Below are 24869 nucleotides of genomic sequence, written 5' to 3' on the forward strand. Positions count from 1 at the left end.
TCTTCTCGGGGCGTGGGGCGCCCGTCGGCGGGCCGGGCGGGCCGGCGGGTCAGGTGGCCGGCAGGAGCGCGGTGCGCCCGTTGTCGGCGAACTGTTTCTCGAGGTCCTGGACGTCCGCCGCCGTGAGCAGGCGGTACGCGGTGGAAGCGCCGTCGCGGACGTAGACGGGGTCGGTCGTGACCCAGGCGGCACGGCGCAGGACCTGCTTGGCGACCTTGCTGTTGCCCGTGGTGGGGATCTCGGTGACGATCCGCACGAAGCGGGGCCGCCACTTGGTGCCGAGGTCGGCCTGCGCGTCGAGGAAGGCGGTGAAGGCCTCGGGGTCGAAGCTGGCGCCGTTGCGCAGTTGGAGCGCGCACATGACCTGGTCGCCGGTGCGCGGGTCGGGCACGGCGAAGACGGGGGCGACCGCCACCCGGTCCCAGCGCTCGATGATCCGCTCGGCCGGTCCGGCGGCGAAGTTCTCGCTGTCGACGCGGATCCAGTCCGAGGAGCGGCCGGCGAAGTAGAAGTAGCCGTCGGCGTCGCGGTAGGCCAGGTCCCCGGACCAGAAGTCCTCGCCGCGGATCCGCTCGGCGGCGGCCTCGGGGTTCTTGTAGTAGCCCTCGAACCGGGCAGCCATGCCGACTCCGACGAGTTGGCCGATGGCCTCCTCGGCGTTGACGAGCCGTCCGGTCCCGTCGAGCCTGGCCGGCGGGCACTCCAGCCCGGTGGCCTCGTTCATGACCTTGATCTCGGCCCCGGCGACTGCCACGCCGAGCGCCTCGTCGGGCGTGCCGGGGGTGCGGTTGATCCGCATGACGCCCTCGCTGGAGCCGTAGCCCTCGGAGATGACGGCGCCGAAGCGCCGGGTGAAGCGGGCGATGTCGGTGGCCGAGGCCTCGGTGCCGACGGCGCGGCGCAGTGTGCTCGTCGCGTCGCGCGGGTCGACCGGCTGGGCCAGGACGTAGGCGAGGGCCCGGCCGACGTAGTTGAAGTAGGTGACGCCGTGCTCGTGCACGTCGCGTACGAAGCCGGACGCGGAGAACCTGCGCACCATGCAGATCGTCGCGCCGCAGACCATGGCGGGCCCGAGGTTGAGCATGACGGCGTTGCCGTGGAACAGCGGCATCGACAGGTAGCTGACCGAGTCGCGGGTCAGCTCGGTGCGGGCCAGCAGCGCCTCGGAGATTGCGGCGAGGCGCCCGTGCGAGCAGATGACCGCCTTCGGGGCCCCGGTCGAGCCCGAGGAGAACATGAGCAGCAGGTTGGCGCCGGGGTCGACCGCGTCGACGGGCACCGGCGCGCCGGCGTGCCGGGCCAGCCAGGCGGCGTACTCCGGGGAGTCGGTGTTGTGCACCCGCTCGGCGGGGATGCCCAGGTCGAGCCCGTCGACGAGGCCGGCGAGGCGGTCCTCGGTGATGAGCAGGTCGCAGTCGGTGTGCCGCACGTCGTGGGCCAGCTCGGCGCCGCGTCGGGTCGGGTTGATCCCGACGACGGTGGCGCCGGCCAGCGCGGCCGCGCAGATCCAGTACACGTGGTCGGGGGTGTTCTCCAGGAGCACCCCCAGGTGCAGCGGCCTGCCCTCGGGCCGGGGCACCTCGGCCAGGGCGGCGGCCCGGTCGGCGGCCTCCTGCACGACCTCGCCCCACGTGATGGTGCGGCCCTCGAAGAGGAGGCCCGGGTGGTCGTCAGCCGTACGCCCGCGCACGATGTCGCCGAAGACGGCGGGCCCCGAGGTTCGGGCCACCGAAGTCTGAGTCGTCATTGACGTCGCTCCGTCTCGTTCGTCGTCGAATGCGGATCAGCGGCAACAAGCAAGCGCTTGGTCGAGATCGTAAGGTGGGGTGTGACGCAGGTCAAGGCCTGGACAGGGCTTCCCACGGGCTGGCCCCGGCGAGCGCCGAGCGCACCCGGTCGGTGTCCTCACCCCGGCGCCGGGGGGCCCGCGGGATCCCGGCGGGCGTCCGCGAGAAGCGGGGCACCGGGGCCGGCTGGGCGATCCCCTCGACCTCGACGACGGCGCGCCGGGCCCGCACCTGCGGGTGCCCGGCCGACTCGGCGACGTCCAGCACCGGGTGTACGCACGCGTCGACGCCCTCGAAGACGCCGGTCCACTCCTGCCGGGTGCGTCCGGCGAAGATTGGCGCGATCCGCTCGGCCCAGCCGGCCCACCCCGACTCGTCGAACTGCCCCGGCCCGTCCTCCGGATCGAGACCGAGGGTGCGCAGGAACGCGCGGTAGAACTTCGCCTCGATGGCCGCGACGGACATGAACCTGTCGTCGGCGGTGCGGTACACCCGGTAGAAGTGCGCCCCGCCGTCGAGGTAGTTCGTCCCGGGGGTGAGGTTCCAGGCGCCTCGCGCGAGCATCGAGCGGATGACGACGGTGAGCAGCCCGCTGCCCTCGAGCATCGACGAGTCCACGACCTGCCCGCGCCCGGAGGAGACGCGCTCGTGCAGGGCGGCCAGGACGCCGAAGGCCAGCACCATGCCGCCGCCGGCGAAGTCGGCCAGGTACATCGGCGGCACGACGGGGCCGTGCCCGGGCAGGCCGATCGTGTCGAGCACCCCGGAGACGGCGATGTAGTTGAGGTCGTGCCCGGCGGCCGAGGCGAGCGGACCGTCCTGGCCCCAGCCGGTCATCCGCGCCACGACGAGGCGCGGGTACCGCCCGGTGAGTTCGGCCGGATCCAGGCCGAGACGTTCGAGCACCCCGGGACGGAACGGGTCGAGCAGCACGTCCGCGTCGGCGAGCAGCCGGTGCACGAGCGACCGGTCGGCCTCCGACTTCAGGTCGAGCGTGACGGCCGTACGGCCGCGGTCGATCGCGTTGACCTGCGCGCGCTCCCGCCGGTCGGGCCCGCCGGGCGGGTCCACCCGCACGACCTGGGCACCGAGGTCGGCGAGCATCATCGTGGCGAACGGCACCGGCCCCTGCCCACCGAGTTCGACCAGACGCAGGCCGGCCAGCGGCCCCGCCGACCGCTGGCCGGGGGCGGCACTCACGCCTGCTCCCCGGCGCTCGCCGGGACCGGAGTGCCGGTCACGGCGCGGGGGTCCGTGCTCCACGTCCGCGGGGTCACGCCCTCCTCGCGCAGGACCCGCTTGAGGACCCGCCCGACGGCGTTCTTGGGCAGCTCGGCGCGGACCTCGATGTGGGAGGGGACGGCATAGCGCGGGAGCCGCGGGTGCAGCCACCCGAAGAGCTCCGCGGGGTCGATCCGCGCGCCGGGCGCGGGCACGACCGTCACCTTGAGGTCGTCCTCGGCCAGCGGGGAGGGGACCGCGTGGACGGCGACCTCGCCGACGGCCGGGTGGGCCGCGACGATGCCCTCGATCTCGAAGCTGGAGATGTTCTCGCCGCCGCGTCGCAGGTAGTCCTTGCCCCGGTCGACGAAGTAGAGGTAGCCGTCCTCGTCGAGACGGCCGAAGTCACCGCAGTGGAACCACAGGCCCCGGAAGACCTCCAGGGTCTTCTCCGGCTGGCGCCAGTAGCCGTTGAACATGATCGCCGGGCGGGTGGGGCGGGCGACGATCTCGCCGACCGCGCCGACGGGCAGCGGGTTGTCGTGCTCGTCGACGATGCGCACCTCGAAGGAGTCGTTGACCTTGCCGGCCGCCCCGGCGCGGTAACCCCCGGGCGGGGTGAGCGTGATCAGGCTGGCCTCGGTCAGGCCGTACGCGCCCGAGCCGACCCGCTCGACGCCGAACCGCTCGGTCCAGCGGGCGGCGAGGTCGGCGGTGACCGGCGAGCCGGACACGACGCGCAGCTGGCCGAAGGCCCTGCGGGCGGCCTCGGACTCGGGGGCGCCGGCGATCATCGGCAGCATCGAGCCCATGAGCGCGGCCATCGTCGCGCGGGAGCGCAGGATCTCGTCCCAGAAGCCACTGACCGAGAAGCGCCGCGCGACGTCCATGGCCGAGCCGAGCTGGAGCGAGCCCATGACGTGCCCGACGGCGGCCATGTGGAACAGCGGCATCGCCGACCAGAGGACGTCACCGGAGTGGCGCTCGAGGTTCTCGCGCATCTGGCGGGCCATGTTCGCCACGTAGCCGTGGCTGACCAGGCACGCCTTGGACGGTCCGGTCGTGCCGGCCGTGTAGATGAGGTGGCTGGTGGCGTACGCGTCGAGGACCGGGGTGGTCGTCACCGCCGAGCCCTCGGCGACGGCGGCGTCGAAGTCGACGACCTCGGTGGCCCAGGCGGGCACCGGGCCCGAGAAGGGCCCGCCGGCCATGGCAGCGCCGACGAGGACCGGCGCCCGTAGCCCCGTGCCGGCGAGGGCGTCGTCGAGGACGGGCACGAACTCGTCCTCGACGATCATCGCCACCGGGTCGGCGTCGCACACCTGGTGGGCCAGTACGGGGCCGCGGTTGCTCGTGTTGAGCGGGACGACGAAACCGCCGCAGAGCGTCGTCGCCCACCAGGCGAGCAGGGCCAGGCGGCCGTTGCGGGCGAGGACGACGACGCGGTCGCCGGGAGCGACACGGTCGGCGAGGAACCCGGCGAGGCGACGCGACGCGGCATCGAGCTCAGCCACGGTGAACGGGGTGCCGGCGAGGGTGAGGGCGAGGTCCGGCTGTTCGTCGAGCAGTCGGGACAGGGCGGGCAGGAGGGGGGTGGCGGCGGTGGGACGGGTCACTGGCTCTGGCTGCCTTTCTTCGGGCCGACCGGTCGGGTGTCCGGCCGGCCGGCCGACGGGTGGGTACCTGACGCTCAGCCCTTCGTCATCGCGACGGTGCGCAGGTCGAACAGGCCGAGGTTGGTCCACGGCAGCTGTTCGGCCCCGACGACCTTCGGGGAGGCGATGGTGGCGCTGGTGAGGTTGCAGAGCGGGATGAACCACGCCTCGGTGAACAGCCGCTCCCACAGCTGGTGGTACTGCGTGGCGCGCTCCCCGACGCTGGAGCGGGGGTCGGCGGCCCTGGCCGCGATCGGGGCGATGGCTCCGGGGTCGGTGGCGAGCTTGTAGTTGCCGGTGAGGTAGTTGTCCACCGTGCCCGCCGGGTCGAGGCGCGGGTTGAAGGTGTTGGACACCTCGAGCTCGAAGTCGCCGGCGATGAAGCGGGCCTCGGTCTCGGAGTTCGGCGTCGGGTTGAGCTTCGCGTCGATGCCGGCCTGGGCCATCGCGGCCTGGATCGCGGTGGCGGGCTGCTCGGTGTTGGTGCCGGCGGAGAAGCTGATCGACACCTTGGCCCCGCCGGCCTCGGCGATCAGCGCCTTGGCCCTGGCCAGGTCGAACTCGTACGGGTAGGTCGCCGCCGGGTCCGCCCACGGGCTGTCCGGGTAGATGCTGCGGGTGGGCGTGCAGGTGTCGGCGAAGAGGGCGCGGATGGCGGCCGGGTCGACCGAGCGGGCAATGGCCTCCCGGACCCGCTTGTCCTTGAGGTCGCCCATGTCGGCGCGCAGCAGGATGCCGAGGACGTTGCGGAACGGGCGGGTGGTGACCTTGAGCTGGCCGGCCTCGCCGAGCTGGCGGGCCTGGACGACCTCGTTGGCCGAGGAGACGAAGCTGAGGTCGGTCTGACCGCTGATGACGCCGTTGAGTCTGGTGGCGCCCTCGGGGACGCGGGTGATCTCCATCCCGGCGAGGCGCCCGGCGTTCGGGTCCCAGTAGGTGCCCTCGGCGCGCTTGACGACGTACTTCTCGTTGGGCACGAACTCCGTGGCGACGTACGGGCCCGAGCCGGCGTTGCCGGGGGCGCGCTTGAGGTCGACGCCGTCGGCGATCGCCTTGGGCGAGACCATCATGCCGGCGGCGGTGGCCAGGGCCGAGGGGAGCACCGCGCCGGTGCCCGGCGTGAGGTTGAGGCGCACGGTGTGCGCGGCGACGACGGTGACGCCGGTGATGGCGGCGAGGTCCTGCTTGATGGTGCTCGTCGGCAGCGTCTGGCCGCGCTCGATGTTGACCTTGACGGCGGTCGCGTCGAAGGGCGTCCCGTCGTGGAAGGTGACGTCGTCGCGCAGGGCGAGTTCGAGGTAGGAGCCGTCCTTGGCGTAGGTCCACGAGGTCGCCAGGCCGGGGACGATCCCGTCCCTGGAGTCGACCATGGTGAGCCGGTCGTAGATCAGCGTGAGGTAGGGGTAACCGCCGGGGGCCGGCTGGGCCGGGTCGAGGTTCTGGAACGGGGACGAGGCCGTGACCCGCAGGACGGCGTCCGGGTCGATCTCCCCCGTGCCGGCACCGGTGGCGCCGGGGTCGCTCGTCGGGGTGCCGGAACAGGCTCCGAGGGCGAGGGTGGCGACCAGGCTGACGGCGACGGCGAGGCGTCGGTGGTACGGGAGGCGGGACAAGGTGCTCCTTTCCTGACCTGCCGCTCCGCGCCGGGAGCGGCTCCGCGGCCGGCGGCGGGGCCCGGGGCGCCTGGGGCGCGACGGGGGTGCCGGCGGGTCGCTCGGCAGTGGCCGTGGAGGCGCGGTGGTCACGGTGGGTGGTGGATGGCGTCGGCGGCGTGATGCCCGCCTGGAGCTGCTCGGCGCGCGGCGTCCCCGAGACTGCCGGCGTGCGGCATCCCCGCGAGCCAACCAAGCGCTCGATTGGGACGGTAGGGGCAGGCTGCGGGCGCGTCAATGGGCGGACGCCCGCCGCGACCCACAAAAGGACACCACCACGACCCGGCGGACGGCCACCACCGCGGCCCACGGAGGGACGCCGCCGCCTACACGGACGGGCGCCACCGCCACCAGTGGACGGACGGCACCGCCGCCCACCAGAGCGACGCCGGGACGACGGCGGGCGCAAGCGTTGCCAGCGCGCCACCGGGTCGCTACAGTGCGATCAAGCAAGCGCTTGGTTGCCCTGATCGGCCGAAGGAGTCCGCCCGGTGGAAGCCACCCTCGCCACGGCACAGCCCCGCGACACCGGCGTCGACGCCGTCGCCTCGGCCACCCGCCGGCTCGTCGACGCGATCACCCGCGCGGGCGGGGCCATCGACGCCGACGCCGACCGGATCGTGGCCGATCTCGACGGGCTCACCGCCCGGATCGACGCCCACGCCCCGGACCTCTCCGAGCGGATCGCGACGATGTGGCGTCAGCCCGGCCCGGGCCGCTTCGACCCCGCTGGCGGCACCGAGAACCCGCTGTCGCCGCCGGTGAGTCTCTGGGTCGAGCCGGACGGCTCGCTGCGCGGCGAGGTCACCCTGCGGCTGGCCTTCCAGGGCCCGCCGGGGCACGTGCACGGCGGCACCTCCGCCATGCTCATGGACCACGCCCTCGGCATCGCCAACGCCCGCGCCGGATACGCCGCGGTGACCGTCGGGCTCGCCGTCTCCTTCCGCGCGGCCATCCCGATCGGCTCGACGATCACGATCCTGGCCCGGCACGACGGGCGCGACGGACGCAAGGTACGCAGCTCCGGCGAGCTGCGCGTCGGGGACCTCACGTGCGTCACGGCCACGGGCACCTTCGTGCTCATGGACGACCCGTCGACGCGGGACAGGTTCCGACGACTCCCGAGGGAACACGCATGAGCACGAGTCCCGACCCGACCAGCGCCGCACCCGGTCCGCTCGCCGGCCGCGGCGCGCTCGTCATCGGCGGGGGCGGCGGCTTCGGTCGCGCCATCGCCGCCGCGCTGGCCGCCGACGGGGCCGCCGTGACGATCATGGGCCGCACCGAGGCGACGCTGCGGGCGGCGGCCACGACGATCGCCGCAGCCGCTCCCGGGGCGCCGCCGGTGCGGGTCAGCGTCGGCGACTCCGCCCTCGACCGGGACGTGGCCGCCGCGGTGCGCGTCGCCGACGAGACCCCGTTGGCGGCCGTCGTCACGACCGTCGGCGGCGGCACCTTCCGTCCCGTGCTCGCCCTCGACGCCGAGACCCTCGAGCACGACTTCCGGCGCAACGTCACGACGGCGCTGCACGCGATCCGGCACGGCGGACAGGCCCTGGCCGCGCGCGGTGGGGGCTCGATCGTGTGCACCTCGTCGAGCGCGGGCGGGCACTCCTTCCCGTTCATGCCGTCGTACTCGGTGAGCAAGGCCGCGCTCGAGGCGCTCGTCCGGGTCGCCGCCGACGAGCTCGGCCACCTCGCGGTACGGGTCAACGTCGTACGCCCCGGCATCGTGGCCACCGACGGGGAGAACCCGGGCCTGTTGCTGGCCGACCCCGAGCTGGCCGCCGCGACCGTCGCCGAGAAGCCCCTGTCGCGGGTCGGACGCGCCGAGGACATCGCCGCCGCGGTCCGCTTCCTGTGTGGTCCCGAGTCGTCGTGGATCACCGGCGCGTGCCTGCCGGTCGAGGGCGGGGCGCACCTGCGCCGCGCGCCCCGGCTGGAGAAGCTCGCCCGGATCGTCAGCGGCGACGAGGTCGTCGACGCCGCCCTGTCGGGCCGCATCCCATGACGGCGGCACAGGTGTCCGCCGGCCGGATGGAGCTGGCCACGACGCTGCCGGCGACGACAGCGCTGCGCGAGGTGCCCGCGGTCGTGGCGCGCATCGAACGGCTCGGCTTCGACACCGTGCACGTCCCCGAGACGACGCACGACTCCCTGGCGGTCGCCCTGCTCGCGGCCGAGCACAGCAGCCGGATCACCGTACGCACCAGCATGACGCTGGCCTTCCCCCGCAGCCCGATGGTGACCGCGTACGCCGCGTGGGACCTCGCGCGGTTCTCCGCGGGTCGCTTCCAGCTCGGGCTGGCCACCCAGGTACGCGGCAACATCGTCGGCCGTTTCTCGGTGCCGTGGGACCGGCCGGCCGAGAACCTGCGCGACTACCTCGCCTCGATCCGGGCGATCTTCGCCGCGTTCGCCACGGGCGGGCCCCTGGAGCACGAGGGCAGTCACTACCGCTTCACCCGGCTCCAGCCCTACTTCAACCCCGGCCCGCTGTCGACCGCGGCCCCGGCGCTCTACACCGGCGGGGTCAACCGGCGCGTCTGCGAGGTGGCCGGCGAGCTCGCCGACGGCTTCGTCACCCACGCGACGAACTCGCACCCGAGCCACCTGCGCACGGTCGTGCTCCCCGCGCTCCGCGTCGGGGCCGCGCGCGCCGGACGCGCCCGGATCCCGCGGGTCGTCGTCGTGTCCAAGTCGATCACCGGACCGACGCCGGCCGCACTCGCCGCGACTCGCGACTCCGCCCGCCAGGAGCTGGCGTTCCTCTTCTCCACCCCGGCCTACCGCACGACCCTGGACCGGCTCGGCCTGGGCCGGGTCGGCGAACGGCTCGCCGGGATGGCCGCCTCCGGGCGCTGGGCGGGGCTCGCCGACACCCTCGACGACGAGACCCTGGCCACGCTCATCCCGCACGGCACCTACGCCGAACTGCCGGGCGTGCTCGAGCGGGCCTACGGCGGGCTCGCCGACGGGCTCGGGCTCGGGCTGCCGCTCGACCCGGCCGACGACGAGGACTTCGGCGCGCTGCTCGAGCGCCTCCGGCACATCCCGACGAGTACCACGGCCGGCGACCCGCCCGCGACCGGCGGCCCCAGCGACGAGGCCACCGGCGCGACGCGCGGCGAGGCCGGATCGGAGACCCTGCCATGACCGCACGCGTCGGGCTGCTCACCCCCGTCGTCGTCCAGCACCCGCGCACCGCCGCCGCCTGGGAACGGGACGTCCTGGCCGGCCACGACGTCGGCGGCGCACTGCTGGCCATCGCCCGCGCCGCCGACGAGCTGGGCTACCACCACCTGACGTGCAGCGAGCACGTCGCGGTGCCCGCCCCGATCGCCGCCGAGCGGGGCGGGACGTATTTCGACCCCGTGGCCACGCTGTCGTTCCTCGCCTCGGCGACGCGACGCGTCCGGCTCGCGACGAACGTCGTCGTCATCGGCTACCACCACCCGCTGGCCCTCGCCAAGACCTACGGCACCCTCGACCTGCTCAGCGGCGGGCGCGTCGTCCTCGGGGTCGGGGTCGGCAGCCTCGAGGAGGAGTTCGACCTGCTCGGCGCCGAGTTCGCCGGGCGCGGCGCGGTCGCGGACGAGGCGATCGCGGCCCTGCGCGCCGCGTGGGGCAGGGCCGTGCCGCACCACGAGGGACCCCGGTTCGCGTTCACCGACTTCGTCGTCGAACCGCACGCGCCACGCACCACGGTGCCGCTGTGGTTCGGCGGGCGCACCCGCCGTTCGCTGCGCCGCGCCGTGGCGTACGGCACCGGGTGGGCGCCGTTCGGCCTCGGGCCGCAGGAACTGACCCGCCTGTGGACCTCCGTGGAGCGCCCGGACGACTTCGACCTCGTGCTCCAGATCCCGCCGCTGGACCCGCTCGGGGACCCGGACGGCTCCCGCGAGCACCTGCGCACGGCCGATGCCGTCGGGGCGACCGCGGTCAACGCGAGCCTCGTGGCCACCTCGGCGGCCCACCACCTCGCGCAGATGGCCGCGCTGCGCGAACTCACCCCGGAACGCTTCGAGACGACCGCGTCCACGACCTGACCGGCCACCGGCCGGATCGGCCCGCGAGAAGCCCGCTCGGAAGGAACCCGCCATGCCCGACCCACAGCCCGACCGGCTCGCCCGGCTCGAGGCGCGCCTCGAACAGGCCGAACGGCGCCTCGCCGCCGCCGAGGACCAGCTCGCCCTGTGGCGGATCGTCGCCGGCTACGGTCCCGCCGTCGACAGCGGCTCAGCCGAGGTCACCGCCCGGATGTGGACCGAGGAGGGCGTGTACGACACCTACCCCGTCGTGCTCGACGGCCGGGACGCGCTGCGCGCCATGGTGACCGGTGAGCGGCACCAGGCCCTGATCCACTCCGGCGCCGCCCACCTCATGGGCCTGCCGCACATCGTCGTCGACGGCGACCGGGCCGTCGTGACGAACTACTCGCAGCTCGTGCTCCACGCTCCCGACGAGAACGGCTACCGGATCTGGCGTACCGGCGCCAACCGGTGGGAGTTCACCCGAACCGACGAGGGCTGGCAGGTGACCCACCGCTGGAACCGCCAGCTCGACGGCACCGACGAGGGCCGCGACATCCTCGCCCGCGCCGTCGACTCCGGCGCCTGAGCCCGTACGCACCAACCGCAGCGCCCCGGCCCAGGACCCCCGCGTGGGGTCCGGCGGACCCGGTCAGGCCTCGTTGGGCATGTTCGACCAGCCCTTGCGGTCGACCCGCGCGTACCAGCCCGAGGCGGCCAGGGTCCCTCCGTCGACGGGGATGGTGTGCCCGGTGACGAAGCGGGCGTCGTCGCTGGCGAGGAACTCGACGACGGCGGCGTAGTCGTCGGGCTCGCCGAAGCGCCCGACGGGGATCCACGTGCGGATGAGCGCCGGGTCGCGGCCGCGCAGCATCGCCGCGGCCGGCGTCTGGGGTGTGTCGGCGAGGTCGGGCGCGATCGCGTTGACCCGCACCCCGTAGCCGGCGACCTCGACGGAGAGGCTCCTGGTGAAGGCGCTGACCCCGGCGTTGTAGGCGGAGTACGGGGCGCACGCCGGGATGCCCCGGAAGGCCTCGACGGTCGAGTTGTTGACGATGGCGCCACGGCCCCGCTCGACCATGCCGGGCAGCAGCGCGTGGGTCATCGCGAGCACGTGCCACAGGTTGACCTCGTAGAGCGCCTGCCACTGCTGCGGGGTCGAGTGCAGGAAGGTCCTGGCGGCCGGGCGGAAGTCGCCGACGTTGTTGACGAGCACGTCGACCCGACCCGAGTCGAGGGCCGACGCGGCGGCGACCGCGGTGGCGACACCGTCGGTGGTGCGTACGTCGGCGAGGACGACCTCGACCTCGCCGCCGGCGCCACGGATGTCGGCGGCGGTGTCGACGGCGGCCTCCCCGTCGATGTCGACGAGGACGACGTGGGCACCCGCGGCGGCGAGCCGGCGGGAGATGCCGCCGCCGATCCCGAGGGCGCCGCCGGTGACGACCGCGATCCGGTCCGCGAGCCTGCGGGTGGCGCTCATCCGCCGGTTCCTTCCTCGTCGGTCCTGGTCGCGGAGACGCGGTGGCGTTCGATCCAGTTGATGGTCACGGCGCGTCGCGTGAAGGCCCATCCGTCGTCGGTGCGCGCGTACTCGTCGTCGTAGTGCAGGAACCAGACGAGGTCCCCGGGCCCTTCGCGACCGGGCAGCAGGTGGTGGGCCGTGCCGCGGACCCGGCCACGGGCCCCGGTCGGCGTCGGCAGGTAGCGGGCCCCGGCCACGACATGGGTCGTCGCCAGGGTGCCGGCGAGTGCCCCGAGCGCGGCCACGACGGCGGGGCGGCCGACGTGGGACACGTGGGGGTCGAGGTGCGCGGGCGGATCGGGGACGACGAGGACGCCGTCGGGGACGAAGAGCGCGCCGACCGCGGCGGCGTCACGGTCGTCGGCGGCCGCCGCATACGTCTCGGAGAGTACGCGCAGCGCGGCGAGGTCGGCCGCGGCGAGGCCGGTCACGACCTGGGAGCGGTCGCCGCGCGCACGACCTCGACGAGCTCGGCGGCGGCACGCTCGCAGTCACCGCGGGTGTAGCCAAGAAGGGCGGTCTCGGCCGGATCCGGTTCGTAGGCGAGGACGTTGCCCCGGCCCTGGACGATCATCGAGTCGGGCATGAAGGGGTGCGGCTCGTCGCGCTCGGCGATGGTGCGGTTGCCCCCGGCCGCGTCGACGAGCAACTGGAAGAACTGCGCGAACGTGAGGTTGGCGTCGCCGACGAGGTACGCCGCGCCCGCCGTGCCGCGGTCGAGCGCGCCGCCGATCGCCTCGGCCAGGGACCGGGCCGACAGGTAGTTCGTGCCGCCGGCCGGTGCGTGGTCGGGGATCTGCGGCTCGTTGCCGGCCGCCCAGGACACCATGCGGCGGTAGCGCTTGGCCGTGACGCCGGGGATGGCACCGATGATCGAGGGTGGGTTGAGGGTGCAGACCGTGAAGGAGGTGTCAGCCAGCGCCCGTGCTCCCTCGTCGGCGTCGCGGCGGGCGGCGACGTAGGCGTGGGAGTCGGCCAGGTCGGGTCGCAGGTGGTGGTAGTAGCTGCCGACCTGGACGAAGCGGGAGACACCCGCGCTCTTGGCGAGCGCGGCGAAGGCCGGCACTCCCCCGCTCTGGGTCTCCTTCCAGAACTGGGTCTCGTCCACGTCGCGGGGCAGGTGGCGCACGTCCTGCCCGGCGGCGAAGACGACCGCGTCGAAGGGGGCCAGGTCCTTGCGGGTGAAGGTCTGGCGGGTGTAGTCCCCGACCAGGGCGGGCAGGTCGGCGACGGGCGAGCCCGCGTCGACGGTCCCCCGGGCGGCGACGGTGACGTCGTCTCCCCGGTCCCGCAGGTGGAGGGCGGCGTGGGCCCCGATCATGCCGGTTCCACCGACGACGAGCACCTTCATCGTGAGGTCTCCTTGCGTAGTGAGGCGACTCCCCGGCGCGAATCTGGGAGCCCGCCTGATGCCGAGCCTACCAACCAAGCGATAGGTTGGTAAGTGTGAGAGTGGGGCTACGGCGTCAACCGGGTGCACGCACACACCCCGGCGGTACCGAGGAGTGCGCGCTGACGCAACAGGTGTGCACGCGCCAGTAAGGACAGCCGTGTGCCGCGGCAGCATGCTCGTTCCACAACGTCCGTGACAGACGGGAGGAACCCATGGCAGATCTACGGAAAACCCGGGTACTGGCGATCGCCACCGCGGCCGTCGCGCTGCTCACCGCCGCCGCGTCCCCGGCGCGGGCGGACACCACGCTGGAGGTGAGACCGGGTCTCAGCCCGTTCTTTTCCGACGGCAGGAACGGCAGCGGACCCCGGGAGTACGTGACCCGCAACCTGAGCACGGAGGCCCGAAACCAGTACCTGCGCAGCTGCCGGTCGGGCTACTCCTGCTATGCCGTGGGAGAGGGCGACGGTCAGCACACCTTCTTCGAGCTCTACTACTGCGACGATCGGAACCTCACGAACTTCCTGGGCCGTGGCGCCGCCGTCAACCACCAGACGGACGACGCGGTCGCGCACCTCAGCGACAGAGAAAGCGTGACGAAACAGGCGATCAACCCGGACAACATCCCGGTCTCCGTCGACTGGGACCCGATCTGGTACATCCATCCATGCTGACCCGGTGAGCGGGCCCGCGCCGTCGTGATCCGGGGCGACGGCGCGGGCCCGCGGTCGTGCGCGCACCTCTCCCCCCGGTGCGCCCACCGGCGGCCGGCCGGCGACTCACCCCGGCACCCCGAGCACGTGCGTGCTGCCGGTGCGCGCCGGCCACGGCAGCGCCGCACGGTCGAGCTTGCCGTTGGCGGTGGCGGGGAAGCCGTCCACGAACACCACCGCGGCCGGCACCATGTAGTCCGGCAGCGCGGCGGCCACGTGCCGGCGCAACTCCCGCACGGTCGGACGGCTGCCGGAGGCCGGCACGACGTAGACCACCAGTGCGCGCTCGCCGTCGCGGTCCGGCCGGGCCAGCGCCACCACGTCCTTCACGCCGGCGTGCCCGCGCAGGCGGTGCTCGACCTCCGCCAGCTCCACCCGGGCGCCACGGATCTTGACCTGACCGTCGACCCGGCCGAGGAAGGTCAGCACCCCGTCGGGGCCGAAGCTCGCCCGGTCGCCGGTGCGGTAGAGCCGGCCGCGCGGGTCGGGCCCGAGCGTGTCCGGGACGAACCGCTGCCGGGTCAGCTCCGGCTGGCGGTGGTAGCCGAGGGCGAGGACGTCGCCGCCGATGAGCAGGTCACCCGGCACCCCAACCGGGCAGGGTCGCAGGTTCTCGTCGACCACCCAGTACTGCGCGTTGTCGATCGGCCGCCCGTACGGGATGCTCCGCCAGGCCGGGTCGACCGCGCCGACCTCGAACCAGTTCGACCAGACGGTCGCCTCGGTCGCGCCGCCGAGGCTGACGACCGTCGCCCCAGGGAAGACCGACCGCACCTCGTCCGGCAACGTCAGCGGCGTGTAGTCGCCGCTGAGGTAGACCAGCCGCAGGTCGCCGGTCCCGGCGGCGCCCCGGTGCCCGCCGAGCAGCGGCGCGAGGTGGGCCAGCGTGGTCGGCGCCGAGTTCCAGTACGTCACCGGCTCCCGCAGCAGCACGTCGAGCAGCAGCTCCGGGTCGCACCGCTGCGCGTCGTCGGCGACGTAGACGCCCGCCCCGTACGCGGGCAGGCCGAGCAGGTCGAAGACGGACAGGTCGAAGCCGAGCGAGGTGACCGACAGGCCCAGGTCGTGCGGGCCGAAGCCGTGCGTGCGCCGGCACCAGGCGAAGAGGTTGTGCAGCGACCGGTGCGCCACGGCGACGCCGTTGGGCCGGCCGGTGCTGCCGGAGGTGAAGACCACGTAGGCGGTGGAGTCCGCGCCGGTGCCGGGCTCCGGGCTCCGCAGCTCGCGGTGGTCCGGGACCGGGGCGTCGGCGGGCACCGTACGCACCCCCGGCGGGAGCGGCCAGCCGTCCTCGCCCGCCGCGCCGACCAGCAGCCGCACACCGGCCTCGGCCAGCAGGGTGTGCGCGCGTTCGGCCGGGAGCGCCGGCTCGACCGGCACGTAGCAGCCGCCCGCCTTCAGCACCCCGTACACGGCGACCGCCAGCAGCGGCCCGCGCGGCACCCGGATGCCCACCGGCGTCTCGGGTCCGACCCCCTGGTCACGTAGCGCCCAGGCCAGCCGGTTGGCGAGCCGGTCCAGCTCGGCGAAACTGAGCGCGCCGCCGGCCCAGCGCACCGCCACGGCGTGCGGGCGGAGCCGGGCCTGCGCCTCGAACAGCCGGTGCACCGGGCCGTCCGCGACGTACGCGCGGGCGGTGGCGTTCCACGCCCGCTGCTGCGCGGCCGGGTCGGGCGCGGCAGGTCGGGGCACGGCCAACCCGGGCACGGCAGGATCGGTCGACGGGCGGCCCGGCGTGGTGGTCATCGGCTGCCGGCCAGCACGGCGCTGATCACGTCGGTCAGGTGCACCAGGAGCGGCGGCTTCATGATTCCGATGTGGTCCCCCGGCACCCGGTGCAGCTCGATCCCGCCGTCGATCAGCTCCTCCCACCGTTGGAGGTAGTCGGCGAACGTCTGGCCGGACGACACCACGTGCTGGCCGTTGGCGAGCGCGTCGCTGGCGATGAGGTGCAGCCTGCCGGCGTAGCGCGGGTTCGGGTACTCGATGAGCGCCTGCAACGACTCCCGCCAGACCCGGACCATCCGCGGCCAGGCGGCGCCGACGCCGCGCTCGGGCAGCGCCATGCCCTCCTTCTCGTCGATGTCGTTGGCCACCCGCTCGTAGAGGTCCATGATCTCGGCGCGCCGCTCGGGCGTGTCCGCCTCCGGCCCGCCCCGGTCGACCTCCAGCACCAGCTTCTCCAGCCGGCGCACGAATCCCATCTGCTCGTAGAACTTCGGCCGGGTCTGCGCGTCCAGCACCGGGTCGAGGAGCATGAAGGTCACCTCCTCACCCGCGTCCAGCAGCAGGGTGGCGAGTTCCGCCGCGATCGTGCTGCCGCCGCACCAGCTGAACAGCCGGTACGGCCCGTGCGGCTGGGCGGCCCGCAGCTCGTCGAGGTGCCGGCGGGCCATCTCGGCGGCGGTGGGGATCGTGGCGTGGTCGCCGTGCGGCTTCGGCCACTCGAACGCGGCCAGCGGCAGCTGCGGGTCCAGGTACGGCAGGAAGCGCTGGAACCAGTGGGCGCTGCCGCCGCCGGGGTGGATGCAGAACAGCGGTGTGGCGCTGCCGCGCCGCAGCCACAGCAGCGCCCGGTTGCGGCTGCCGGGCGCGGCTGGCGCCTCGGGGCCGCCGACCGCGCCGTCGGTGATCGCGGCGGCCAGCCGCGCGACGGTCTGGTGCTCCAGGAAGGCCCGGAACGTCAGCTCCACGCCGTGCGACTCCCGCAACAGCGAGATGACCCGCATCATCGCCATCGAGTGCCCGCCGAGATCGAAGAAGTCGTCGTCGATGCCGACCCGGTCCAGTCGCAGCACCTGCGCCCAGGCGTCGACGATGGTCCGCTCCAGCGGTGTCCGGGGCGCCACCGGCGCGATCCGCGCGGTGGCGGGCCTCGGCTCGGCCGCGACCAGCGCGGCGCGGTCGACCTTGCCCGAGGCGGTGACCGGGAACTGCCCGACGACGTGGCAACGGGTCGGCACCATGTGCGCCGGCAGTCGGCGGCGTACGTGCTCGCGCAGCTCGGCCGGGGACGGGGCGGCGCCGCAGGTGCGGGCGGTGAGCCGGACGAACGCCACGAGCGTCGCCTCCTCGGTGCCCGCCGCGGCGACGGCGACGGCCGCGGCCGCGACGCTCGGGTGCGCCTCCAGCGCGTGCTCGACCTCGCCCAGCTCGATGCGGAAGCCGCGGACGCTGACCTGTTGGTCGCCGCGCCCGTGGAAGCGCAGCGAGCCGTCGGCGGCGCGGGAGACCACGTCGCCGGTGCGGTACATCCGGCTGCCGGGCGGCCCGAACGGGTCCGGGACGAACCGGTCGGCGGTCAGCGCCGGACGGCCGAGGTAGCCGCGGGCCAGGCCCGCGCCGGCGACGTGCAGCTCGCCGCGCGCCCCGGCGGGCAGCGGCCGGCCGTCGGCGTCCAGGACGTGGCACCGCACGTTCGCCAGCGGGGTGCCGATCGACGGCATCCGCTCCGGCGAGCCGGGGGCGACCGGCGCGTACGTGGCGGCGACGCACGCCTCGGTGGGGCCGTAGAGGTTGACGAACGCGGCGTGCCGCGCCCACCGGTCGGCCTGCCCGGCGGGGCACGCCTCGCCGCCGACCAGGGTGACCCGCAGGCGCGGGAAGTCCGCCGGGTCCAGTCGGCTCAGCATCGACGGCGGCAGGAAGAGGTGGGTCAGCGTGGCCGCCTCGGCGCGCAGGTCGCCCGGGTCGCGGTCGGGCGCGGGCAGCACCAGCTCGGCGCCGGCGGTGAGCGCGGCGACCAGCTCGGACACCGACGCGTCGAAGCCCACCGCGAAGAACTGGAGCATCCGGTCGCCCGGCCGGACGTCGAAGACCTCCTGCTGGGCGTGCCGGAGGTTGAGCAGCGCCCGGTGCGGCACGGCGACCCCCTTGGGCCGGCCCGTCGAGCCGGACGTGTAGGTGACGTACGCCAGGTCGTCCGGCGCCACCGTCACCTCCGGCGGGGTGACCGGCATGTCGAGCTGGGCGGACTCGTCGCTCACGTCGACCGTCGGCACGCCCGCCGGACCGGTCTGGACGAGCCCGGCCGGCAGCCGCCCGGCGGCGAGCAGCACCGCCGCCGCCGTGTCGTCGAGCATGAACCGCAGCCGTTCGACCGGGTACGCCGGATCCAGCGGCAGGAACGCGCCGCCCGCCTTCAGCACCGCCAGTACGCAGACGGCGAGGTCGGGCGTCCGCGGCAGGCAGATGCCGACGACCGTGCCCGGGCCGACGCCGAGCGTGCGCAGCCGGTGCGCCAGCCGGTTCGCGCGTAGCTCCAGCTCGGCGTAGTAGACCTTGACGACGCCCTGCCGCAGCGCGACGGCGGTGGGCGCGGACCGGGCCTGCCGCTCGACCAGCCGGTGCACCGGCTGATCGGTGGGGAACGCGCGGTCGGTGCGGTTCGGGCCGACGAGCACCCGCTCGCGGTCGGCCGGCGCCAGCGTCACGGTCGACGGCGACGGCAACACAGCCGGGGTGGCGTCGGGACCGGCGTCGGGGTCGCGGGCGGCACCGGGCCCGGCCGCGCTGGCGGCCATCGACGCCAGCACCTGCCGGTAGGTCCGGCCGACCAGCTCCAGGTACGGCCGACCGATCCTGCTCGGCCGACCGAGCAGGCGCAGGTGGCCGGGAAACGACACCGCGGAGAACGGCTGCTCGCTCGGGCTGAAGTCGGCCTCCAGGTCGATGCCGGAGCTCCAGTCGAGCATGTGGAAGTCCAGGTACGTGAAGCTGACGTCGACCAGCGCCGAGGCGTGCCGGCCGTCGCGCCGCATCGCGGCCATCGGGTAGCGCCGGTGCGGCCACATCCGCGCCTCCCGCGCGAAGACCGTCCGCACCAGCTCCGGCCAGCTCACGGCGGTCAGGTCGGCGGGGAACGGCACCGTGTTCAGGTACATGCCGATCACCTCGTCGCCGCGCAGCCGCTCCGGCCGGCCGTTGCCGACCAGCCCGGTGAAGAAGCGCTGCCGCCCGGTGACCACGCCCCAGGCGGCGAGGTGGGCGGCGTGCAGCACGCTCTTCAGCGCCGCCCCCGCGTCGGCCGCGAGCCGGCGCAGCGCCGGTTCCAGGTCGGCGTACTCGACGACGACCTGCTCCGGCGCGTCGTCGGCCCCGTCCGGCCCCTCGGCCCCGTCCGCCTGGCCGCCCCACTCGGCCGGGATCTCCAGCTTGTCGGTGGCCGTGATGGTGGCGGTCCAGAAGTCCCGGTCGGCCGCCGAGCGCAGCGACTCCTGCTCGGCGGCGACGAAGTCGGCGAACCGGACGGCGGGCAGCGGCGCCGGCCGGGGTACGCCGCCACGGCGCAGCGTCCGGTAGTGCGCGAGCAGCTCGGCGATCACCGACGTGTGGCTCCAGCCGTCGAGGATCGCGTGGCACTCGACGTGGGTGAGCCACCACTCGCGCTCGCCGGTCTGGTGCACCGTGTAGCGCAGCAGCGGCGGCACGGCCAGGTCGAACGGCGCGGCACGCTGGGCGAGCAGGAAGTCGTCGAGGACCTGGCGCCGCGCGGCCGGCGGCAGGTCCCGCAGGTCGTCCAGGTCCACCGGCAGCTCGGCGGTGCGGTGCACCAGTTGCAGCGGCCGCGTGTAGCCGGCGAGCGCGAACGAGGTACGCAGGATCTCGTGCCGCCGCACCAGCAGTGCCGCGGCAGCGCGCAGGTCGGCCAGGTCGAAGGGCGTCTCGTCCTCGATCCGGTAGCAGCTGACGTTCACGTAGACCGGCCGCTGCGCGGCCAGCATCTCGTACACCATTCCGGCCTGGATCTCGCCCATCGGGTACGCGTCGACCAGGCCCGGCGGCAGCAGCGCGCGGTCGGCCTCGGACAGCAGCGCGAACGGCGCCACGACCGGCTGCTCGGTCACCTCGGCCGGCTTCTCCGGCGTCCGCGCGCCGACCAGTTCCGCCAACTCGGCCACCGTGGCGTGACCGAACAGGTCGTGCACCGACACCGGCAGGCCGGCCGCCCGCAGCGCCCCGACGGCGCGGATCGCCCGGATCGAGTCGCCGCCGTGCGCGAAGAACGCGTCGTGCCGGCCCACCGCGTCGACGCCGAGCGCGTCGGCCACGGCGCGCGCGATCGTCCGCTCCACCGGGTTGCGAGGCGCCTCCGCCGTCGGCGCGATGTCGCCGGACGGCGCGGGCAGCGCGCGATGATCGACCTTGCCGGCGGCGGTCAGCGGCAGCGCGTCGAGCACCACCCACCGCGCGGGCACCAGCTGGCGGGGCAGCCGGGCCCGGGCGTACGCCGCGACGGCGTCCCGGTCGACCTGCCCCGAGCCCGCCCCGGCGGCCGGGCCGACGAGGTACGCGACGAGCCGGTCGTCGTGCACGGTGACCACGGCGGCGGCGACGTCCGGGTGCGCGGTGAGCACCGCCTCGACCTCGCCCGGCTCGATCCGGTGGCCGTGCAGCTTCACCTGCCGGTCCAGCCGGCCCAGGTACTCGATCGTCCCGTCGGCGCGGTGCCGGGCCAGGTCGCCGGTGCGGTAGAGCCGGTCCCCCGGCCGCGTGCCGAAGGGGTCCGGCACGAACCGGTCGGCCGTGTGCGCGGGGCGGCCCAGGTAGCCGCGGGCGAGTTGGACGCCGGCCACCACCAGCTCGCCGGGCACGCCGACCGGCAGCAGCCGCAGGTCCGCATCGACGACGTGGGCGCGGGTGTTGGCGACCGGGCGGCCGATCGTGACCGGCTCCCCGGGCCGGCACCGCGCCGCGGTCACGTCGATCGTCGTCTCGGTCGGGCCGTAGAGGTTGTGCAGCTCGCAGCCGATCCGCTCGGACACGGCCGCCGCCAGCCCGTCCGGGAGCGGCTCGCCGCTGGCGAAGATCCGGCGTACCGAGGGCAGCCCGCCGGCCGGCGTGTCGAGGAAGGCGCGCAGCATCGACGGTACGAAGTGCAGCGTGGTGACGCCGTGCTCGGCGATCGCCGCGGCCAGGTACGCCGGGTCCCGGTGCCCGCCGGGGCGGGCGACGACGAGCGTCGCGCCGGTGACCAGCGGCCAGAACAGCTCCCAGACCGAGACGTCGAAGCCGTACGGGGTCTTGTGCAGCACCCGGTCGGTGGCGTCGAGCGGGTACTCGCGCTGCATCCAGGCCAGCCGGTTCACGAGCGCGCGGTGGGTGATCACGACGCCCTTGGGGTGGCCGGTCGAGCCGGAGGTGTGCAGCACGTACGCCGGGTGGTCCGGGTCGGGGTCGCCGGGCGGCGGCCCGTGCGGGGCGGTGGCGTCCGCGTCGGGCCGGAGCAGCGTGCGCGCGGCGGTGCCGACGGTGTCCCGGTCGGTCACCACGACCCGTACCGCGGCATCGGTGAGCAGCTGCTCCAGCCGCTGCGGCGGGCTCTCGGTGTCCAGCGGCAGGTAGGCGCCGCCGGCGGTGAGCACGGCCAGCAGCGCGGCCACCAGGTCCGGGCCGCGCTCCAGGCACACCCCGACCACCGACTCGGGGCCGACGCCGGCCGCGCGCAGCCGCGACGCCAGCGCGGTGACGCGGGCGTCGAGTTCGGCGTACGACAGGCTCCGCTGCGCCGTCCGCACGGCCACCGCGTCCGGCTTGGCCGCCACCTGGGCGCGGAACAGCGCGGGCAGCGTGGTGGCCGGCACGTCGGTCGCGGTGTCGTTCCAGCCGTCGAGCAGCTGCTCGCGCTCGGCCGGCGGGAGGATGTCGATGTCGGCCAGCGGGATGTCCGGGGCCGCCGCCACGCCGGCCAGCAGCCGACCGACGTGTGCGACGAACCGCTCGATCGTGGCGCGGTCGAACAGGCTGGTGGCGTAGACCGCGGCGCCGGCGAGCGAGCCGTCCGGGCCAGGGCTCACCGACAGGGTCAGGTCGAACTTGGCGTCGGCGAACGGGATCGGCACCGACAGGACGTCCAGGCCGGGCGCCTGGAAGCCGTCCGGCCCGGCCTCCTGCCAGACGAACATGGTCGAGAAGAGCGCCGTCCGCGCGGGGTCGCGGACCGGCGCCAGCTCCTCGACGAGCTGCTCGAACGGCAGCTCCTGGTGGGCGAAGGCGTCCAGCGACGTACGGCGGACCCGCTCGACCAGCTCGCCGAACGTGGGATCGCCGGCCAGGTCGGCCCGCACCACGACGGTGTCCACGAAGAGCCCGATGAGGCCCTGCACGTCGTCGTGCCCACGGCCGGCGACCGGGGTGCCGACCGTGACGTCGGTCCGGCCGCTCCACCGCCCGAGCACGACCGCGTACGCCGCCAGCAGGACCATGAACGGCGTGGCCCGGTGGCGGCGGGCCAGCTCGCCGAGGGCCGCCGCCACCTCGGCGGGCACGGTGAACGGCACGACGTCGCCGGCGGAGTCCCGTACCGCCGGCCGTGGCCGGTCGGCCGGCAGGTCCACCGGCGTGGCGCCGGCGAGCTGGCGGCGCCAGTACGGCAGCTGGGTCTCGCGCAGCTCGGCGGTCCGCTGCCGCTGCCAGGCGGCCACGTCGGCGTACTGCGCGGGCAGCGGGGGGAGGTCGGCCAGGCGACCGTCGAGCGCGGCGGTGTAGCGGTGGCGCAGCTCGTCGAGCAGCAGGCCCTCCGACCAGAGGTCCATGGCGATGTGGTGGGTCGTGAGCAGCAGCAGGTGCTGGTCGGGTTCCCGCCGCACGAGCAGCGCACGGAAGACCGGCCCGCCGGCCAGGTCGATCGGCTCGCGGTCGACCGAGACGAGCCGGTTCAGCAACCCACACTGGGTGTCGCCGTCCAGGTGGGTGAGGTCGCGGACCGGCAGCGGGACCGGGGCGGGGGGGTCGATCAGCTGCACCGGCTCGCCGTCGGGGCCGACCGGGTAGCGGGTGCGCAGCACCTCGTGCCGGGCCACCAGCCCGTCCAGCGCGGCCCGCAGCGCGTCGAGGTCCAGCCGGCGGCCCGGCCGGTCGGTCATGTGCAGCGCGATCTGCACCAGGTACTCGACGCCGCCGGGGCGCAGCCGGTCGAGGATCCACAGCCGACGCTGGGCGTACGACAGCGGGGGCGGGTCCGCCCGCGACGCCGGGGGGATGCCCGGCTCGGGGAGCGGCTCGAGGCCGAGCAGCCGGCGCTCCAGCAGCTTCTCGTGCGGGGTGGGCGACTCCAGCATCTCGGTCATCGGGTTCCTTCCCGGGCGGCTCGGGACAGCAGGTCCTGCACCTGGCTGTCGGAGAGTCGGCTGACGTCGGCGCGGACCGCGGCGGTGACCACGGCCGCGAGTCCGGCCACGGAGGTGGCCTCGAACAGGACCTGCAAAGGGAGATCGACGGCGAACGTCTGCCGCAGCGCGGTACGCACCCGGGCGACCAGCAGCGAGTGGCCGCCGAGGTCGAAGAAGTCGTCGTCGGCGGCGATATCGTCGACGCCGAGCAGCCGCGACCAGATCCCGGCGACGACCCGCTCGACCGGTCCGGCCGGCGCCGCCGGGGCGGGTGCCGGCGGAACAGGGGCACCCGCCGGCACGGCCGCAGACGCCGGCACGGCCGGCGCGCCGGCCGCCGGGACCAGCCGGACCGCCGGGGCCTCCGGTTCGCGGGTCGACCGCTCCAGCAGCGCCACGTAGTCCTCGGCGAGCCGGAGCATCGTCGTCCGGTCGAACAGGCCGCCGGCGTACTCGAGAACGCACCGCAGGTCGCCGGCCGCGGTGCGGCAGACCGTGAACACCAGGTCGAACTTGGCGTCGGTGGCGTTCATGGGCAGCGGCCACACCGTGGCGCCGCCGAGCGTGCCGGGCGTCTCCGCCGTGTGCAGGACCTGGAACATGATCTCGAACAGCGGGTTGCGGGCGGGGTCGCGGCGGGGCCGGACCGCCGCCACGACGTCCTCGAACGGCACGTCGTTGTGCACGAGCGCGGCCAGCACCGTCGTGCGCACCCGGTCCAGCACCTCGGTGAACGACGGTTCGCCCGCCAGGTCGGTCCGCAGCACCAGGGTGTTGACGAAGAAGCCAATCAGGTCCTCGGTCTCCGGCACGTCCCGCCCGGCGGCGGGCATCCCGACGGCGATGTCGGTGCGCCCGGTCCGGTGCGCCAGCAACACCTGGAAGGCCGCCAGCAGCGTCATGAACGCGGTCGTGCCGTGCCGCTCGCCGGCGGCGGCGACCAGCCGGGCGACGTGCCGCGGCACGTCCACGGCGAGCATGTCGCCCCTGGGGTCGCGGCGGGTGCCGCGCGGGCGGTCGGTGGGCAGCAGGACCGGTTCGAGCCCGGCGAGCTGGTCGCGCCAGTAGCCGATGCCGGCCGCGCCGGCCGCCTCGCGCCGGGCCCGCTGCCAGGCCGCGACGTCGGCGTACTGCACCGACGGCGGCGCCGGCACGGGCCGGCCGGCCGCCAACGCGCGGTACGCGTGGTCCAGGTCGCGCAGCAGCACGTCGCACGACCAGGCGTCGGCGGCGATGTGGTGCAGGGTGAGGCCCACCAGGTGCTCCGTCGGCGCGAGCCGTACCACGATGACCCGCAGCGGGTGCTCCCGGCGCAGGTCGAACGGCCGGCCCGCCGCCGTGTCGAGCAGCGCCGCCGCCCGGGTCGCGGCGTCCGCTCCCCCGGTCAGGTCCACGACCGTCACGTCGGCCGGGCCGGGCGGGTCGACGACCTGCACCGGCTCGCCGTCGCTGTCCCGGTACCGGGTGCGCAGCACCTCGTGCCGGCCGACGACCGCGGTCACGGCGCGGGCGAACACCGCGGGATCCCACGGTCCGTGCAGGCGCATCCGCAGCCAGACGAGGTATTCGGTGCCGTCGCCGTGCAGCCCGTCGAGGAACCACAGCCGCTCCTGTCCCGGCGACAGCCGCAGCGCGCCGGTGCGCGGCACCGGCCGGATCCGGGTGCCGCCCGGCGGCGGGGCGTTCGTCTGGTCGGGCATCCGGCTCGGCATCGGCGGTCTCCCCTTCACCGGCGGTCGGCATCGGATCGAGACTGGTGGACGCGAGCGGGCCGGAACCAGA

General features: G+C 74.8%; 16 protein-coding genes. 6 read left to right on the forward strand and 10 right to left on the reverse strand.

Annotated features, from left to right (window positions below; genetic code table 11):
• Positions 1 to 49: 49 nt before the first annotated feature.
• From EV374_RS17240 to EV374_RS17255, 4 genes are all read right to left on the reverse strand, one after another.
• On the reverse strand, positions 50 to 1747 hold the full coding sequence (locus tag EV374_RS17240; protein ID WP_132236569.1) for an AMP-binding protein: 1698 nt from the start codon (positions 1745 to 1747) through the stop codon (positions 50 to 52).
• A 91-nt stretch (positions 1748 to 1838) separates the two neighbouring features.
• Positions 1839 to 2987: a CaiB/BaiF CoA transferase family protein gene (locus tag EV374_RS17245; RefSeq protein WP_132236571.1), complete on the reverse strand. Its 1149-nt coding sequence runs from the start codon at positions 2985 to 2987 to the stop codon at positions 1839 to 1841.
• Complete coding sequence (locus EV374_RS17250) at positions 2984 to 4624, reverse strand: AMP-binding protein (protein WP_132236573.1); 1641 nt, start codon at positions 4622 to 4624, stop codon at positions 2984 to 2986. Before EV374_RS17250 ends, EV374_RS17245 begins: the two co-directional genes overlap by 4 nt.
• Positions 4625 to 4698: 74 nt before the next feature.
• Positions 4699 to 6276 carry an ABC transporter substrate-binding protein gene (locus EV374_RS17255; protein WP_132236575.1) on the reverse strand — a complete coding sequence of 526 codons (1578 nt, stop codon included), beginning with the start codon at positions 6274 to 6276 and terminating at the stop codon, positions 4699 to 4701.
• A gap of 530 nt (positions 6277 to 6806) precedes the next feature.
• On the opposite strand from EV374_RS17255, the gene EV374_RS17260 reads away from it, so the two are divergent.
• The 5 genes from EV374_RS17260 to EV374_RS17280 are packed head-to-tail and all read left to right on the forward strand — an operon-like array spanning position 6807 to position 10935.
• The gene (locus EV374_RS17260; RefSeq protein ID WP_132236577.1) at positions 6807 to 7454 is read left to right on the forward strand and encodes a PaaI family thioesterase; all 648 of its coding nucleotides are present in this window, start codon (positions 6807 to 6809) and stop codon (positions 7452 to 7454) included.
• Complete coding sequence (locus tag EV374_RS17265; protein ID WP_132236579.1) at positions 7451 to 8326, forward strand: SDR family oxidoreductase; 876 nt, start codon at positions 7451 to 7453, stop codon at positions 8324 to 8326. The genes EV374_RS17260 and EV374_RS17265 overlap by 4 nt, the downstream gene beginning before the upstream one ends.
• Positions 8323 to 9471, forward strand: a complete 1149-nt coding sequence (locus tag EV374_RS17270; RefSeq protein ID WP_207914275.1) for a TIGR03617 family F420-dependent LLM class oxidoreductase — start codon at positions 8323 to 8325, stop codon at positions 9469 to 9471. Before EV374_RS17265 ends, EV374_RS17270 begins: the two co-directional genes overlap by 4 nt.
• Positions 9468 to 10364 (forward strand): TIGR03619 family F420-dependent LLM class oxidoreductase, encoded by an 897-nt coding sequence (locus EV374_RS17275; protein ID WP_132236581.1) that lies wholly within the window; start codon positions 9468 to 9470, stop codon positions 10362 to 10364. The genes EV374_RS17270 and EV374_RS17275 overlap by 4 nt, the downstream gene beginning before the upstream one ends.
• 52 nt (positions 10365 to 10416) lie before the next feature.
• A complete protein-coding gene (locus tag EV374_RS17280; protein ID WP_132236583.1) occupies positions 10417 to 10935 on the forward strand; it encodes a nuclear transport factor 2 family protein in 519 nt (172 codons plus the stop codon).
• 63 nt (positions 10936 to 10998) lie between these two features.
• Here EV374_RS17280 and EV374_RS17285 read toward each other — a convergent pair whose 3' ends face one another.
• The 3 genes from EV374_RS17285 to EV374_RS17295 are packed head-to-tail and all read right to left on the reverse strand — an operon-like array spanning position 10999 to position 13222.
• The gene (locus EV374_RS17285; RefSeq protein WP_132236585.1) at positions 10999 to 11829 is read right to left on the reverse strand and encodes an SDR family oxidoreductase; all 831 of its coding nucleotides are present in this window, start codon (positions 11827 to 11829) and stop codon (positions 10999 to 11001) included.
• Positions 11826 to 12302, reverse strand: a complete 477-nt coding sequence (locus EV374_RS17290) for a nuclear transport factor 2 family protein (RefSeq protein WP_132236587.1) — start codon at positions 12300 to 12302, stop codon at positions 11826 to 11828. Before EV374_RS17290 ends, EV374_RS17285 begins: the two co-directional genes overlap by 4 nt.
• Complete coding sequence (locus tag EV374_RS17295; protein ID WP_132236589.1) at positions 12299 to 13222, reverse strand: NAD-dependent epimerase/dehydratase family protein; 924 nt, start codon at positions 13220 to 13222, stop codon at positions 12299 to 12301. Before EV374_RS17295 ends, EV374_RS17290 begins: the two co-directional genes overlap by 4 nt.
• Positions 13223 to 13476: 254 nt before the next feature.
• On the opposite strand from EV374_RS17295, the gene EV374_RS17300 reads away from it, so the two are divergent.
• A complete protein-coding gene (locus EV374_RS17300) occupies positions 13477 to 13938 on the forward strand; it encodes a hypothetical protein (RefSeq protein ID WP_132236591.1) in 462 nt (153 codons plus the stop codon).
• Positions 13939 to 14043: 105 nt separating this feature from the next.
• Here the strand turns inward: EV374_RS17300 and EV374_RS17305 are convergent, their stop codons facing one another.
• Genes EV374_RS17305 through EV374_RS17315 form a run of 3 tightly spaced genes read right to left on the reverse strand, consistent with a single transcriptional unit; the run spans position 14044 to position 24799 of the window.
• The gene (locus tag EV374_RS17305; RefSeq protein WP_132236593.1) at positions 14044 to 15723 is read right to left on the reverse strand and encodes an amino acid adenylation domain-containing protein; all 1680 of its coding nucleotides are present in this window, start codon (positions 15721 to 15723) and stop codon (positions 14044 to 14046) included.
• On the reverse strand, positions 15720 to 23045 hold the full coding sequence (locus tag EV374_RS17310) for a non-ribosomal peptide synthetase (RefSeq protein ID WP_132236595.1): 7326 nt from the start codon (positions 23043 to 23045) through the stop codon (positions 15720 to 15722). The genes EV374_RS17305 and EV374_RS17310 overlap by 4 nt, the downstream gene beginning before the upstream one ends.
• Entirely contained in the window at positions 23042 to 24799 is a 1758-nt protein-coding gene (locus tag EV374_RS17315; RefSeq protein ID WP_165947814.1) for a condensation domain-containing protein, read from the reverse strand. Before EV374_RS17315 ends, EV374_RS17310 begins: the two co-directional genes overlap by 4 nt.
• Between the last annotated feature and the right edge of the window lie 70 nt (positions 24800 to 24869).

The organism is Micromonospora sp. CNZ303 (assembly GCF_004345505.1).